The organism is Methanobrevibacter sp. UBA212 (genome assembly GCF_905233225.1).
Taxonomy (GTDB): domain Archaea; phylum Methanobacteriota; class Methanobacteria; order Methanobacteriales; family Methanobacteriaceae; genus Methanocatella.
Genome location: NZ_CAJODJ010000002.1, coordinates 65,797 through 78,521 on the forward strand (window position 1 = coordinate 65,797; position 12,725 = coordinate 78,521).

Annotated in this window: 21 protein-coding genes and 1 tRNA gene; 16 read left to right on the forward strand and 6 right to left on the reverse strand. The window is 37.0% G+C overall.

Annotation, left to right across the window (positions count from 1 at the left end; genetic code table 11):
- Positions 1-12 precede the first annotated feature (12 nt).
- The 7 genes from QZ138_RS00690 (at position 13) to QZ138_RS00720 (ending at position 4,607) form a co-directional block, all read left to right on the forward strand.
- On the forward strand, positions 13-1,044 hold the full coding sequence (locus tag QZ138_RS00690; RefSeq protein ID WP_292603430.1) for a DUF354 domain-containing protein: 1,032 nt from the start codon (positions 13-15) through the stop codon (positions 1,042-1,044).
- Positions 1,045-1,099: 55 nt separating this feature from the next.
- Positions 1,100-1,172 (forward strand) — tRNA-Ala (locus tag QZ138_RS00695).
- A 38-nt stretch (positions 1,173-1,210) separates the two neighbouring features.
- A complete protein-coding gene (locus QZ138_RS00700; RefSeq protein WP_292884958.1) occupies positions 1,211-2,293 on the forward strand; it encodes a hypothetical protein in 1,083 nt (360 codons plus the stop codon).
- 13 nt (positions 2,294-2,306) lie between these two features.
- Positions 2,307-2,765 carry a DUF1890 domain-containing protein gene (locus QZ138_RS00705; RefSeq protein WP_292884961.1) on the forward strand — a complete coding sequence of 153 codons (459 nt, stop codon included), beginning with the start codon at positions 2,307-2,309 and terminating at the stop codon, positions 2,763-2,765.
- A 1-nt stretch (position 2,766) separates the two neighbouring features.
- The gene (locus QZ138_RS00710; protein WP_292603436.1) at positions 2,767-3,081 is read left to right on the forward strand and encodes a DUF1894 domain-containing protein; all 315 of its coding nucleotides are present in this window, start codon (positions 2,767-2,769) and stop codon (positions 3,079-3,081) included.
- Positions 3,078-4,022: a methionine synthase gene (locus QZ138_RS00715; RefSeq protein ID WP_292884963.1), complete on the forward strand. Its 945-nt coding sequence runs from the start codon at positions 3,078-3,080 to the stop codon at positions 4,020-4,022. The genes QZ138_RS00710 and QZ138_RS00715 overlap by 4 nt, the downstream gene beginning before the upstream one ends.
- Positions 4,023-4,067: 45 nt before the next feature.
- On the forward strand, positions 4,068-4,607 hold the full coding sequence (locus tag QZ138_RS00720; protein ID WP_292884965.1) for a zinc ribbon domain-containing protein: 540 nt from the start codon (positions 4,068-4,070) through the stop codon (positions 4,605-4,607).
- Positions 4,608-4,644: 37 nt separating this feature from the next.
- Here QZ138_RS00720 and cobM read toward each other — a convergent pair whose 3' ends face one another.
- Positions 4,645-5,397, reverse strand: coding sequence for a precorrin-4 C(11)-methyltransferase (cobM, locus tag QZ138_RS00725; protein ID WP_292884967.1), 753 nt, complete (start codon positions 5,395-5,397; stop codon positions 4,645-4,647).
- A 97-nt stretch (positions 5,398-5,494) separates the two neighbouring features.
- Between cobM and QZ138_RS00730 the strand changes: the two genes are divergently transcribed.
- From QZ138_RS00730 to QZ138_RS00755, 6 genes are read left to right on the forward strand one after another with little or no spacing between them, the layout of a single operon-like run.
- Positions 5,495-5,887 (forward strand): hypothetical protein, encoded by a 393-nt coding sequence (locus tag QZ138_RS00730; protein WP_292884970.1) that lies wholly within the window; start codon positions 5,495-5,497, stop codon positions 5,885-5,887.
- On the forward strand, positions 5,884-6,381 hold the full coding sequence (locus tag QZ138_RS00735) for a class III signal peptide-containing protein (protein WP_292884973.1): 498 nt from the start codon (positions 5,884-5,886) through the stop codon (positions 6,379-6,381). Before QZ138_RS00730 ends, QZ138_RS00735 begins: the two co-directional genes overlap by 4 nt.
- Positions 6,382-6,396: 15 nt before the next feature.
- Entirely contained in the window at positions 6,397-6,768 is a 372-nt protein-coding gene (locus QZ138_RS00740) for a carboxymuconolactone decarboxylase family protein (protein ID WP_292603446.1), read from the forward strand.
- A 5-nt stretch (positions 6,769-6,773) separates the two neighbouring features.
- Entirely contained in the window at positions 6,774-7,022 is a 249-nt protein-coding gene (locus QZ138_RS00745) for a hypothetical protein (protein WP_292884976.1), read from the forward strand.
- Positions 7,022-7,327: a hypothetical protein gene (locus QZ138_RS00750; protein WP_292884979.1), complete on the forward strand. Its 306-nt coding sequence runs from the start codon at positions 7,022-7,024 to the stop codon at positions 7,325-7,327. Before QZ138_RS00745 ends, QZ138_RS00750 begins: the two co-directional genes overlap by 1 nt.
- Entirely contained in the window at positions 7,328-7,696 is a 369-nt protein-coding gene (locus tag QZ138_RS00755) for a hypothetical protein (protein ID WP_292884981.1), read from the forward strand.
- On the opposite strand, the gene QZ138_RS00760 is transcribed toward QZ138_RS00755, so the two are convergent.
- The 3 genes from QZ138_RS00760 to mtxX are packed head-to-tail and all read right to left on the reverse strand — an operon-like array spanning position 7,693 to position 9,945.
- On the reverse strand, positions 7,693-8,454 hold the full coding sequence (locus QZ138_RS00760; protein WP_292884984.1) for a TatD family hydrolase: 762 nt from the start codon (positions 8,452-8,454) through the stop codon (positions 7,693-7,695). The genes QZ138_RS00755 and QZ138_RS00760 overlap by 4 nt on opposite strands.
- A 3-nt stretch (positions 8,455-8,457) precedes the next feature.
- Positions 8,458-9,222, reverse strand: coding sequence for a polyprenyl diphosphate synthase (gene uppS, locus QZ138_RS00765; protein ID WP_292603453.1), 765 nt, complete (start codon positions 9,220-9,222; stop codon positions 8,458-8,460).
- A gap of 9 nt (positions 9,223-9,231) precedes the next feature.
- Complete coding sequence (mtxX, locus tag QZ138_RS00770) at positions 9,232-9,945, reverse strand: methanogenesis marker protein Mmp4/MtxX (protein ID WP_292884987.1); 714 nt, start codon at positions 9,943-9,945, stop codon at positions 9,232-9,234.
- A 111-nt stretch (positions 9,946-10,056) separates the two neighbouring features.
- Between mtxX and QZ138_RS00775 the strand changes: the two genes are divergently transcribed.
- The 3 genes from QZ138_RS00775 to QZ138_RS00785 are packed head-to-tail and all read left to right on the forward strand — an operon-like array spanning position 10,057 to position 11,921.
- Entirely contained in the window at positions 10,057-11,292 is a 1,236-nt protein-coding gene (locus QZ138_RS00775; RefSeq protein WP_292884990.1) for a zinc ribbon domain-containing protein, read from the forward strand.
- Positions 11,293-11,337: 45 nt separating this feature from the next.
- The gene (locus tag QZ138_RS00780; RefSeq protein ID WP_292603459.1) at positions 11,338-11,631 is read left to right on the forward strand and encodes a hypothetical protein; all 294 of its coding nucleotides are present in this window, start codon (positions 11,338-11,340) and stop codon (positions 11,629-11,631) included.
- On the forward strand, positions 11,628-11,921 hold the full coding sequence (locus tag QZ138_RS00785) for a hypothetical protein (protein WP_292884993.1): 294 nt from the start codon (positions 11,628-11,630) through the stop codon (positions 11,919-11,921). Before QZ138_RS00780 ends, QZ138_RS00785 begins: the two co-directional genes overlap by 4 nt.
- An 18-nt stretch (positions 11,922-11,939) precedes the next feature.
- On the opposite strand, the gene QZ138_RS00790 is transcribed toward QZ138_RS00785, so the two are convergent.
- Complete coding sequence (locus QZ138_RS00790) at positions 11,940-12,326, reverse strand: hypothetical protein (protein WP_292884995.1); 387 nt, start codon at positions 12,324-12,326, stop codon at positions 11,940-11,942.
- Positions 12,327-12,368: 42 nt separating this feature from the next.
- On the reverse strand, positions 12,369-12,653 hold the full coding sequence (locus QZ138_RS00795; RefSeq protein WP_292884998.1) for a hypothetical protein: 285 nt from the start codon (positions 12,651-12,653) through the stop codon (positions 12,369-12,371).
- Positions 12,654-12,725: the final 72 nt, after the last annotated feature.

The window sequence follows — 12,725 nt, forward strand, 5'->3', positions numbered from 1 at the left end:
TTAGGTGGTAACATGAAAGTATGGATTGATATCTCAAATGCGCCTCATGTAAGGTTCTTTAAAGATGTAATCAAGTATTTGGAGGCGGAAGGTGAGGATGTAATTGTTACAGCAAGGCAATTTGGAGATATTCACAAATTACTTGAAATGTATGATATAGACTTCATATCAGTTGGAAAACATGGTGTAAGTCTTTATGACAAATTAAGGGAGAGCACTCAAAGAGTATATAATCTTGTGGACATTATACATGGTGAAAGGGTTGATGTCGCCCTTAGCAAGCATTCCATTGAACTTCCTAGAATCTCATTCGGTTTAGGAATTCCAAGTTTGTATGTTTTGGATAATGAGAAGGCATTGGCCGCCAACAAGCTGACTCTTCCGTTATGTGATAGGATCATTGCTCCAACCAGCATTGACTTCTGGCAGCTGATGAAGTTCGGTGCAGACCCGAATACTATCATTCCATATGACGGTACCTCCGAACTGATGCATTTCAAAAGCTTTGAATATAATGACAATATCTTTGATGATTTGAATCTTGAATTGAATCATTCCAAAACAATATTGATGAGGCCGGAACCTTCTCTTGCATCATATCTTGATGTCGATTGCAGAAAATCTGTGCTGTCTCCTATTGTCGATGAGCTGAAAAATGTTGCCAACATTTTGATATTGCCAAGATTCAAGGAGCAGTCTGAAATATTTGAAGGAATCGAAAACGTCCATATATTGAAACCGCCTGTCGATACATCAAGCATCATTAAAAAATCAAATTTAGTCATTGGTGCCGGTGGAACCATGAACAGGGAAGCTGCAATCCTTCAGACTCCCGTAATTTCATGTTATCCTGGCGAAACCCTGTCAGTTGACCAGTATTATGTCAATAAAGGTTTGATGTACAGGTCTAATGACACCGATGATGTTATCGAAAAGGCACTTGAGTATATTGTCCACCCTCATGAAAAAATTGAGATTGAGACAGATGATTTGTTCCAGGTGATTTTGGATAATTTATATGATTTGGCAAAAAATGGCAATTAAATATTTATAGTAATACATTCAAATATATAGAATGATGTTTTAATATTTTATTTTTGGGCTGGTAGCTCAGATGGTAGATCGTCGCCTTGGCATGGCGGAGGCCCCGGGTTCAAATCCCGGTCAGTCCACTTTTAATTATTTTAAAAAATGAATTTGTGATTAGAATATGTTGTTAATTGCTCAAAACCACTTACAATTGATTATTGAAGTAGGGATAATGCTTTTTGTCGTTTGGATTTTTGCATTAAACCTTATTCCTTTGTCACTAAGTGTTGTGACATTTTTATCATTGTTTATTATGGGTGGTTTTACACTTATTTTTGGAGCAGATATTGCACTTTTGATTGTGTCGTCTAGTCAGGCGGAATTCACTCACCCATTTGGGCCGATTGCTCTTTTGGGTACCGTTGCGGCTTTGGCATCGCTGAAGGTAATGAAGGAATCGGGAGTGGATATACGACCTCTTAGAAGATTCGTCATATTGTTCCTGGTGGGCATTACTGTATTCGGTGGATTAATGCACAGGTCCTTTTTAATATTATGGTTAATAGGTTTGTTCTTCGGTTATCTGATGATATCCAAATCATTCAGGGAAAAATCCGTAATTACAATGAAAAGGGTCGGTATATTTTTAGGTGCAGCTGCAGTTGGTTTCGTTCTTCTGGAAGCTGTCTCAAGAGTAACCGGAATGACAATCTTTTCACCTATATTGAGGTTCAGCAGGATTGAACAGTACTCCCTGTCAAGTATCAAGACAGTATTGCACAACATACAATTAATTGGTCACAATGCAAAGGCTTCCTATTGGGGAGCAGAAGGTACTGCATTTGCGGAAGGTTACATTACGTTGCCTATGCAGTTCGTTTTATTCTTTGGTCTTCCTTTCCCAATGTTTTTCGGTATACTTGTTAACCAAAAGGATACAATTGACTATATGCTTCCAGGTATCTTTGGATATGGTTTTGACTTTGGTATATTAGGACTTGCAGGATTGGTCGCATTTGTTCTCGGAACTATTGTAATCGGTTTTAAAGTACTGAACATGTACAGAGAAAAAAGGGAGAAAAACAACAAGAAATACCTGGGAAGAGAAGTATTGTTAACTGGAGCATTAGCGTCTTTCTGTGCACAATCATTAATCGGTCTGTTTGTATTTAACAGGACAATCAATGGTATGGCTTTGCTGACATTCATATTTGTCGGTACATTGATTTTAGCTAATGTTGTTTCACTCAAAACAAGATCATAAGAGGTTATTTTTTATGAAAGCTTTAGTATTACTTGGATGTCCGGAAACTCCATCCCAAACTCCAATGGCAGTTTATGTTTTTAACAAATTAACAAAAATGGGTTATGATACAACCATAGCGGCAAACCCTGCTGCTTCCAAACTTGTAAAAATATCAGACCCTGAAGGACTTTACAATCTTAATCTAGTGGATTTGGAAAGAACATTAGGTGAGGTTAATGAAGGAGATTATGATTTGCTTGTCGGTTTTGTTCACAAGGATGCGGCAGCATCATTTTTCGTAACATTTGACCAGATACTGCAAACCAAATCATTGGCATTGGTATTTTCAAGGGATGCTGATGAAATTGCTGAATTCGTAACTATGATTGAAGAAAGCGGAAGCAATGCATTGATCACTTCAGTAAGAGCTTTCCATAATCCTTCACCAATTAAAGTTAAATTTGACAGAGCAATCAAGGAGTTTGAATAGAATGTCTTTTTGTTTAGATACTTACCTTCAGCAATCTGATAATTATGAAATCCATGCTTCCAAAGCGGGCTTTAAGGACTGTGCAATGATTATAAGATTCAAGGCAGATGATTTGGTATACATCAAACCCGGCGATGAGGTGTTGGGAGTCAGAGTCATTGGAATTCCGCCAATACCAATCGGATTTGACCATGAAAAGGGAACAGTATTCCTACCATACACCAAACCATGTCACGGAACCTCTGTTGTTGAGCTTCCAATCGATGAAGAGGAAGTTGAAAAAATCAGAAAATTAGATACCGGTAACAAAAAATGAAATCCACAGTTGTAGGAAGCTTTCCGGTTGAAGTAAAAAAACCATCTTCAGCCAAAGACAAATTGTTAAGCGCATTTGGTGCATATGATCCTTTTAAAGAAGCTATCAGAAGTTGCGTAGTCTCTCAACTTGATGCTGGCGTAGACATTATCTCCGACGGTCAGGTCAGGGGAGATATGGTTTCTATTTTTACACAATACATTCCGGGAATGAGGATTGTTGATGGAAATACTGAGATAGTGTCAAAAATCAGAAATCCGACTCAGGAAATTTCTGTCAAGGACCTGCTGTTTGCAAAAAAGGTCATGAAGGATTACTTTAACGGCAGCATTCCTGAAGGCAAGGGCGTTAAAGGTATTATTACCGGTCCAAACACCATTGTGCATTCTTCAAGAATTGCCGGACTTTACAAAAGCAAGGAAGATGCAACCATCGATTTGGCACATTCACTGAAATTTGAAGTGGATGCAATAGCCAAAAAGGTTGAGCCGGTCTATATCCAAATAGATGAGCCGTTCCTGTCAACAGGAATGGTGGACATGAAAACCGCCCGTGAGGCAATCGGCATATTGCATGATGGTTTGGAGATTCCGTTGGCAATGCACGTTTGCGGTATTCTGAAGGATGCATTCAAGGACATTTCCAAATTCGATGTGGATATATTGGACTTTGAATTTGCGGGAAATAATGTTAACCTGGATGTGTTGAAGGAAAATTACAATCTGGTTTCAGATAAAAAAATCGGTTTCGGATGTCTTGATTCATCTGTAAATACGGTTGATGATATCGGTGATGTTGACAGTCTTGTCACTCAGGCCATTGAAATTGTCGGAAAGGATAATCTTCTGCTGGATCCGGATTGCGGTTTGAGAAGGGCTCCAAAGGATGTTGCATTTGAAAAATTAAGACTTATGAATGAAATCAAGGATAAGTACAGTTAAATTTTCAAACATTGATCCAATTACCTAACCATCACAGGTGTTTAAATGACCGATTATTGCAGTAAATGCGGTGAAAAATTAAAGGAAGATGCATTGTTCTGTGCCAATTGCGGTGAAAAGGTTCCAAATAAGCAGAACAGATTTTCAAATAAACATATATTGATTATATTAATTATTTTTATAATTTTGGCTATTTTTTTATCGGCGACTTTTTTGCTGAACCAGACCCAAACGGTCAAGGTTGACAATGTCGAATTTGAAATCCCTGCCGATTATGTTTCAGAACCGTTAAGGACGGATGTCAATTATGACGGAAACATCAAGTCAAGCGCAATGGGATGGAGCAATAAGGACAACTACATTGAAATAGGAGTTACTAGGACTCCCGGAAAGGGAATAGACAGCCAGAAGGTTGCTGCGGATTTGGGCGGAACACCTACCAAGATGTACGGATATACCGGTTACTATTTGGAATATGAAAATGAGGGCTATGCATTCGTATTCGGAATAAAAGATGAGGTATGCATGATTTACGTTTCAAATCATGACGTCTTTGATGACATCAATGTAAAAGGTGCGGTTTAAAGAATAAGTATTTGGGATAAAAAATCAATTCCCAAATCTATCGATATTCATGTTTGAAGTTTTTGTCATATAGCTTGGATGCATTAAACTCACCAGGGTCCAACACATCTCCCACCACAATCATTGCAGTCTTTGTAATATTGGCATCTTTAACTTTTTGTGCAATATCTGCGAGGGTTCCTCTAATTATTTGCTGGTCTGGCCAAGTCGCCTTTTTGACAACTGCAACAGGAGTGGTTTCTTCATAACCTTCAAGCAGTTCATCGACAACCTTGTCAATCATTCCTATTCCCAAAAAGATGCACATGGTTGCATGATGCTTTGAAAAGCTTGAAAGACTTTCACCTTCCGGCTTTGGAGTTCTGCCTTCAGGACGGGTAATTATAACACTTTGTGAAATTTCAGGTAAAGTTAATTCTGCTTCAAGAACGCTTGCAGTGCCGAATAGGGAACTAACTCCTGGAATGATTTCGTATTCTATGTCATGTTTTTTAAGTTCGCGTATCTGTTCGCCGATGGCTCCATAAATTGAAGGGTCGCCGGTATGGACACGGGCAACCAGTTTGCCTTCATTAACCGCTTCAGTTATTATGGCATCAGTTTCTTCCAAATTCAAATAAGCGCTATTGTGGATTACACATTCATCCTTTGCAGGACATAAAACATTTTTGTTGACAAGTGAGCCTGCATAAATAATTACATCAGCTTTTTCAATTACATTTCTTCCTTTGACGGTGATTAAATCAGGATCTCCAGGTCCTGCACCAATAAAAACAACTTTACCTTTCATAATAGTATGTTTAAATCATATATTATTTAACTATTTGGTATCAAAATTGACTTCGGTTTGGAGCAAAGTTTATTAATTTCTAAAATAATTAAAAAATATGGACAATAAAGGTTTTATTTCAATAGAATATCTATTTTCATTATTTATTCTTGTCATTATTGCTTTAGGAGTGTTATTTTTTGCATCCTCAGCAATATCATCAAGTTTAAATATTGAAGATGGCATAACACACAGGCTGATTTTGGATGAAGTCGCCAACCAGATCAGTCAGGTGAACTCAAATGGTGCAGGATACTCAAAATACATCAGATTGCCGTCTGATAAGGGATATTTTGAGATAACGGTTGAAAGGAACAGACTGACGATGGAATATGATGACAAGAAGGGGGAGACACTGATGATGCTTGCAAATATTGACTCCAGATATAAATTGGTAAGCGGAAAAAGCTATCTGATAACAAAAACCGATGAAGGAATTGTGATATCATGATGGATAACAGGGGACAGATTTCAGCCGAATTCCTGTTCGTTTTTGGAGTTCTGATATTGGTTGTCATGATGTCAATAGTTTTTCTAGCCAGTGAAGAGGAATTGAATATTGCGATGGCTGCAGCTCGAAACGGCGTGAATGAAGGTCTTGCAACATCGTCAGGTGCAATCTATCCGGAAGATACCTTCAGACAATATTCAACATCAAAAACAAGCCTTTTGTATCCCTATTCGGTTAAAATCGTCAATGTTTCATATAGTGACCTGGGTCATGACATAAACTATGACAAGAAGAGAATACAGTTCAAGGTATATGCCAAAACATCTGAACGATTCAGCAGTTCCGATTTGGTTTCAATTGGGGACAGGATAAACTATAATTTAAGAAAGGCGATTGCGATAAGCTTCAACACTACCGCTTCAACAAATAAATTGTACAATCCGGTATTTTCTCCACATTATGTCTACACGACCGCTAATGTTAAATGGATTTAGGTATATACTATAACTATGAACAGATATGATAAAGGTAAAAAATGCATTGAAGGAATTCAAAATAAGTCAGTTGAAGAAATATTTAAGGAATTGGATGACATCGCTCCGGATCTGTCCAGATTTGTCATTGAATATCCTTACTCTGAGATATATACCCGTGAGGAAGTTGACCTCAAGACCCGTGAAATCTGTACTGTTTCAGCTTTGACAGCTCTTGGAACAATTCCTCAACTCAAGGAACACATAAACGCTGCATTGAATGTTGGAAACTCTCCGACTGAAATTGTTGAAATCATGATGCAGATGAGTGCCTATTGCGGATTTCCAAAGGCAATAAATGCAGTAATGGCTGCGAAAGAGGTATTTATCGAAAGAGATTTGCTGTAAAGAAAATGTATCTTGATGACATCAACATTTCAGAACTCAACCCCGACAGGGTATGTCTCAATTGCAAGTATTGGCAAACTCAAACCCAGTTGAACGGCCCTGCTCAGGGAGTGGTTTGCCGCTTGGGAAATGGTAGCACAGGTCCAACTGATACATGCAGCCAATTCATGCCCAATAGCACATTTGACAGTCTGCAGGATCCAAACAAGTATCATGACAAATCCCACAGGTTGAATGTATATAAACGATTCTAATGACTTTTAAAGCAGTATCGAGTAAATTACAGGATGAACTGGTTGACATACTCAAATCCGAAAAGGAAGTTAATGACTATGAGCTGATTGTCTACAAATATGTATTCATTTCAGAGCTTGGCATTCCTCTGTTTGAAGATTTGGGTGTTGAAATTAATGAGGATTCATTTGTTCTCTATATCATCCCCGATGATTTGCAGTTCGCTCAATTGAGGGATTTGGATGATGCATTCGATAAGTTCACCATTACTTTTTTGCCGAATTCATATCATCTTTTAAAATTGAACTTCCGATTAAGTGATTGAATGTATAATGATAATGAAAAGCAACAGCTGATGAATGATTTAGTTGAAATGGAAACATTTAAGGCCGATGTCGGCGACGAGGGAAAGATACTTCAGAATGACCTGAAGGAGTATTTCATCAATGGCAAGGGTGATAAGGAAGACCTGATCTTTAGACTTGAGTATTATCTCTATGCCTTCAAACTCTTCTGCCGGAGGTCAGTAAAAATAGACAGGAATCAATTCATCGTATATTTGAACGATTCCCTTTTGGATTATCATCTGATAAATCTTGTTAAAAATGATTTGGATGAATTTGAATTGGAAATAGAAGCGGTTAAGGAAAACAGGGATGTGCTGATTAATCTTAATTTCACGCTTCACTTCTAGATTTTGAAAATTTTTCGGGCATTGTTGGTGGTGATTTCATCAACGGCCTCAACATCCATATCCTTTATCTCGGCGATTTTATGAACTGCATTGACGACATTTGCAGGTTCGTTTCTCTCTTCTTTTGTCATGGCCAGATATGGACTGTCGGTTTCGGTTAAAACATAGTCAAGGTCTATCTTTTCAATCAGGTCTTGGTGGTGTTTTGAATAGCACAGCATTGTGGAAAAGCTCATTACACAATTGTTCATGTTCATTATCTTTTTGGCAGTCTTGAGGCTTCCTCCATAGCAATGGAAAACAAAATAAGGAATGTCCTCATATTCTGGAATGATATTCACTGCCTTTTTCTCACAGTCCCTCACATGCATTACTATCGGAACCTTGTACTCGTTTGCAAGTTCCAGAAATCCTCTGAATATCTCCTGCTGTCTTTCACGCAAGGTCTTGTCTGTAACGTAAAAGTAATCCATTCCGACTTCGCCGATTGCCACGATATCATCAAGATATTTGGAAATGTTCTCATGTGCTGTTTTGATGTCTTCTTCTGTGGCGTTTTGTGAGCTTACTGGATGAAAACCGAAAGTCGGATATATGAAACCTTTGTAATCTTTTGAAAGCTGCAATACTTCCATATTGCTGTCATTGCTGTATCCGGAAACGATTACATGGTCAAGCTTGTCTTTTGCTCTTTTGATGACGTCCTCACGGTCATCGTCAAAGTCCTTAAAATCAATGTGGCAATGGGTATCAATCATTGTTTAAACTCCAAATCTTCTTTCACGTTCCTGATATGATCTGATTGCCCTTACAAAATCAACTTTCCTGAGTTCAGGCCATAATGTTTCACAGAAATAGAGTTCTGAGTAGGATGATTGCCACAGAAGGAATCCGCTCAAGCGCTCTTCACCGCTGGTACGAATAATCAGGTTGGGATCGGCCAGTCCTTCAGTATAAAGGTTTTTGCTTACAAGGTCTTCATCAACATCATCGACAGTGATTTCACCGGCTTGAACCTGGTTGATAATCTTTTTAATTGAATCTATGATTTCCATACGTCCATCATATCCAATAGCTATGTTGAATAATCTTTTGTCATATTTTGCAGTTGCATCTTCAGCTTCTTTTATTGCTTCACGCACGCTTTCAGGTATTAGGTCTGTTCTGCCGACCACTTTTACTTTAACCTCATTGCGGTGTATCTTTTCGTGGTCCACCAATCTTTTGAAGTTTGTTACAAACAGGTTCATCAATCCTTCAACTTCGTGTGGAGGTCTGTTGAAGTTTTCTGTTGAAAAGGCGTAAACGGTAATAATTTCAATTCCAAGCTCAATACTCCAGTCAAGCACTTTTTCCAAGGTGTCCACTCCTATTTCGTGACCTTTGACAACATCTATGTTTCCCTGAAGTTTGGAGTATCTCCTGTTTCCATCCATAATTATAGCAACATGTTTTGGCATTTTTTCCGGTTTTAAATCACGAGTAATGTACCATTCATATAATCTATAAAGTATGTTTTCTGCCATGTTCATCACTTATTTTGATAATTCATTAGCTAAAATTAAACTACGGACATAACCATCAATGCTTTGGTCTCTACTTGTGTCAATATAAGTCTTATCGATGCCGAATGTCACTGCTCCGTGACTTGGCCATGAATTGAGAAGGACAAGTGTCCGGAATATGATATTTCCCACTCGTCCATTAGGGGCGATGATGATGTTGGCTTTGCTGTTTATTGCTTTTTCTATTAGGATAAAGTAGTTTTCAACATCTTCTGATGTGTTTTCCTTTATTATTTTTGTTAATTTTTTGCTGTCGATTATTGAATTTGATACTTCGCTGCCTCTTCCAAAGTCATCTTCCCTTCCTTCAGCCAAAACTGCAATTTTAGGTTTTTTGCCTACTTTTTTAAGAAAATCAATACAATTCAGTACGATTTCATATTTTTCATCGACAGTATTACCTTCATCAATTCCAACCGGGGACAATAGAAATTCATGTCCGTTTCCATTGACGTATGTTGCTCTTGATAGATTAGGGTAATGTTTTTTGAGATATTGCATAATATTGGAGGCAGGAAGTGATCCACGAACTACTGCAGCAACATTATCATCTAAGATAGCTTTTATCAAGTCATCGTCACTATATATTAGTCTTATATCCGTTTTTGGGTGTTTTTCTTTGAAAATATGACATGCTTGTATAATATTTTCGTTTTCACCAACACCAATAGCTATTGTTTTCATTAATTTAAATATATATGTTTCATTATAAATTAAACTTTTCTAATTTGTCATGTATTGTGAAAAATTTTTAAGGTGTTAAGTTAAAAATATTATTAAATTGTGGGGATTTTCATGACTGGAAATATTAATGATTTGTCAAGGTATAGTCAGGATGATGGGGAAAAATTAGATTTGATTAAAGATGTTTTAAGGGAGTTTAATCCTGTTGATTTAGTTAAATGTTATTATTGCAAACCTTCATTTGATATGGACGTGTCAGAATCTTCTAGGGAATGTGATGATGTTGGGGAAGAACTTCATAAGTCTCATGTTGTGTTAAGTGATGTAAAACTCTCAATTGAAGATTCAAAAATTCCTGAACCTGAAAAATATTGTCCTGAATGCGGTAATGAATATCCGAAGGAAAAAGTTTTTTGCCCTGATTGTCTGGTTCATTTAAAATGGATTTCCGATAAAATAGATGTATGCGATATCAAATCAGAGCCTGAATTCATTTTCAATGGGCAAAACAATTATGAATCCTTTGAGGATTTATTGAATAAGGATAATCTCTTGAAAATTAATGAATTTGACTTTACAATCGACGATTATTCGGCTGTTCTCCATGATATCAAATACCAGGCGTTTATGAATTTTGATAATCTGGTTAAGGAAAATGAAATCGACTTTGATGAGCTTGACATCCTTGAAAAGATAATATTATTTGCAAAATCATTTGTTAAAGTGGAATATAAATCATCAGGCAGTGAATTGGGATATTTTGAATCGGATGTCATATCCATTGATGACAGGCAAATCGATTCCCTTCAAATCACCACGCTACTTCATGAGCTGTCTCATTTTTTAATTCAGGAAATTCTGATTCATGTTCTCTGTAAATTATTAGACTGCTCCAGAAATTTATTTACAGAATCATTGATGATTTTCATATTGTCATATGATCATTTCACCCAATTGATCGATGAGTATGCTGCACACAATGTTGAGGGGAGGTTTACCGTTTTCGGTTTTCAGGATTATTCCTCATTTACCCAAATTGAGCAAAAAATGAAAGGCGAAATGACCGCAGGAGAAATTGAAATCACCAAATCAATTGGGAATACATTTGCCCTCTCCATCAAGGGGATACTCGAATCACTGATTGACAGGGAAATGCGCGAAGAGATAAAGGAACAATTTTTAAGGGAGGTTATCGACAGGCCTAATTACAGGGCTTTGGAAATGGAAAACTGCCAAATTCTTAATGATGAAGGTTTTATTAAGGCCATCTGGCTGATTTTAAATGAGGGCTGTGAAGCCGCCGCTTCAAGCATCGACAAGCTGGCATCCATTCAGGGGGAAAGATAGTCAATCTCAGAAAATGACTTATATTTCAAAAACAAAAATAAACTCATGAACGTAAAGGACAAAATTTTGAATCTAAATCAGGAACACGCAGGTAAAAGTGCAGACATTAACGACTTGCTTTTAACAATCATAACCAAATTCCAATTATTCGAGCCTTGCTCCTATTTATCCGAGGACGATGAATGGCTTAATGTCAGTCTGATATCAATGGAGGACAATAGCGTCGGCCAGGCATTGACCATCCGCAAAAGTGAAATCACCACATTCGGAATTTTCAACCGTGAGGAAATCGAGCTTAGTTTTGCTCCTCAAAACGAATCCGAGGATCTATATCAATGAAAGAAATTTTTCTTGATGAAAACTTTGACGTTGATGAGGTTACCTCACAAATCACCGCAATCATGGACATGTGGTCCATTCAGCTTTTAGACATTAACGGGCCTAATTGGGCAATATATGACTATGATATGGAGGTCAAATACCTTTTTCAGTTTCAGGTGGATTTCAATGACATAGAAACCCGTATAAAATTAGAGGATTTGAAACTGAATGTGATTCATCATATCGAATCGCTTAGGGATGAAACGACATACAGGGATAATCTGACAAATTCTGTCTTCATAAAATAAAAAAAGAAAGAATTAAAATTATTTAATTCTTGTATTGTAGTATCTTACACCATCTGTATCGTAGGTATACCATCTGTCGACTTCAACGTCATAACCTTCGCCGACTACGGTTACGTATGAATCGGTTTGAGGGTTATATACCCTTGCAGTCGTATTGTTGGTATTATTGTCGTGTCTTGGTGAATTATCTCCAACAACAGTGTTGTTTGAATCTTTACCTTCCTTATCAATCATAATGACATTATTTGTGTCATTAGCTGTTGTATTATTGGAGGTATCGTTTGCAACAGTAGCGTTGTTTACTGAAGCATTATGACTGTTGGTGGTGACAAGGTATGCTCCAACTGCTAAAAGTGCAATTACTAAAACTGCAATAGCAATTAAAATAATCTTATTTTTTTCCATTGTTTATCACCTTGATATATTATTTGTCCAAACTAGTATATATTAATCACTCATATCATAATCGTCAATAACCTGATATGTATATTGAGGATGCCTTTGTTCGATTTCTTTTAAAATTCTGCTTTTAACTTTTTCTCTATCCGCATCGAAATCAACGATCATGTCAAATGTAATGAGATTTTGAGTCTCGTAAACTATAAAACCATGTATCTCAATGATCTCTTCGTATTTTGATGCGATTTCATATAAGTCATTGCGGATATCATCGAATTTATCTAAATGATGCAAGAATACCATAATCTCTTCAAGGTCATGGATGAATTGCACTATTGGGTGTACTATCTTTTTTAATTAATTTTATCGTGTTTAATTTTATTTTGTGTTTTTTGGAGGCTATTT

Coding starts and splice junctions, on each gene's coding strand:
- QZ138_RS00690 (WP_292603430.1), top strand. CDS start 13: ATGAAAGTATGGATTGATATCTCAAATGCGCCTCATGTAAGGTTCTTT.
- QZ138_RS00700 (WP_292884958.1), top strand. CDS start 1,211: ATGTTGTTAATTGCTCAAAACCACTTACAATTGATTATTGAAGTAGGG.
- QZ138_RS00705 (WP_292884961.1), top strand. CDS start 2,307: ATGAAAGCTTTAGTATTACTTGGATGTCCGGAAACTCCATCCCAAACT.
- QZ138_RS00710 (WP_292603436.1), top strand. CDS start 2,767: ATGTCTTTTTGTTTAGATACTTACCTTCAGCAATCTGATAATTATGAA.
- QZ138_RS00715 (WP_292884963.1), top strand. CDS start 3,078: ATGAAATCCACAGTTGTAGGAAGCTTTCCGGTTGAAGTAAAAAAACCA.
- QZ138_RS00720 (WP_292884965.1), top strand. CDS start 4,068: ATGACCGATTATTGCAGTAAATGCGGTGAAAAATTAAAGGAAGATGCA.
- cobM (WP_292884967.1), bottom strand. CDS start 5,397: ATGAAAGGTAAAGTTGTTTTTATTGGTGCAGGACCTGGAGATCCTGAT.
- QZ138_RS00730 (WP_292884970.1), top strand. CDS start 5,495: ATGGACAATAAAGGTTTTATTTCAATAGAATATCTATTTTCATTATTT.
- QZ138_RS00735 (WP_292884973.1), top strand. CDS start 5,884: ATGATGGATAACAGGGGACAGATTTCAGCCGAATTCCTGTTCGTTTTT.
- QZ138_RS00740 (WP_292603446.1), top strand. CDS start 6,397: ATGAACAGATATGATAAAGGTAAAAAATGCATTGAAGGAATTCAAAAT.
- QZ138_RS00745 (WP_292884976.1), top strand. CDS start 6,774: ATGTATCTTGATGACATCAACATTTCAGAACTCAACCCCGACAGGGTA.
- QZ138_RS00750 (WP_292884979.1), top strand. CDS start 7,022: ATGACTTTTAAAGCAGTATCGAGTAAATTACAGGATGAACTGGTTGAC.
- QZ138_RS00755 (WP_292884981.1), top strand. CDS start 7,328: ATGTATAATGATAATGAAAAGCAACAGCTGATGAATGATTTAGTTGAA.
- QZ138_RS00760 (WP_292884984.1), bottom strand. CDS start 8,454: ATGATTGATACCCATTGCCACATTGATTTTAAGGACTTTGACGATGAC.
- uppS (WP_292603453.1), bottom strand. CDS start 9,222: ATGGCAGAAAACATACTTTATAGATTATATGAATGGTACATTACTCGT.
- mtxX (WP_292884987.1), bottom strand. CDS start 9,945: ATGAAAACAATAGCTATTGGTGTTGGTGAAAACGAAAATATTATACAA.
- QZ138_RS00775 (WP_292884990.1), top strand. CDS start 10,057: ATGACTGGAAATATTAATGATTTGTCAAGGTATAGTCAGGATGATGGG.
- QZ138_RS00780 (WP_292603459.1), top strand. CDS start 11,338: ATGAACGTAAAGGACAAAATTTTGAATCTAAATCAGGAACACGCAGGT.
- QZ138_RS00785 (WP_292884993.1), top strand. CDS start 11,628: ATGAAAGAAATTTTTCTTGATGAAAACTTTGACGTTGATGAGGTTACC.
- QZ138_RS00790 (WP_292884995.1), bottom strand. CDS start 12,326: ATGGAAAAAAATAAGATTATTTTAATTGCTATTGCAGTTTTAGTAATT.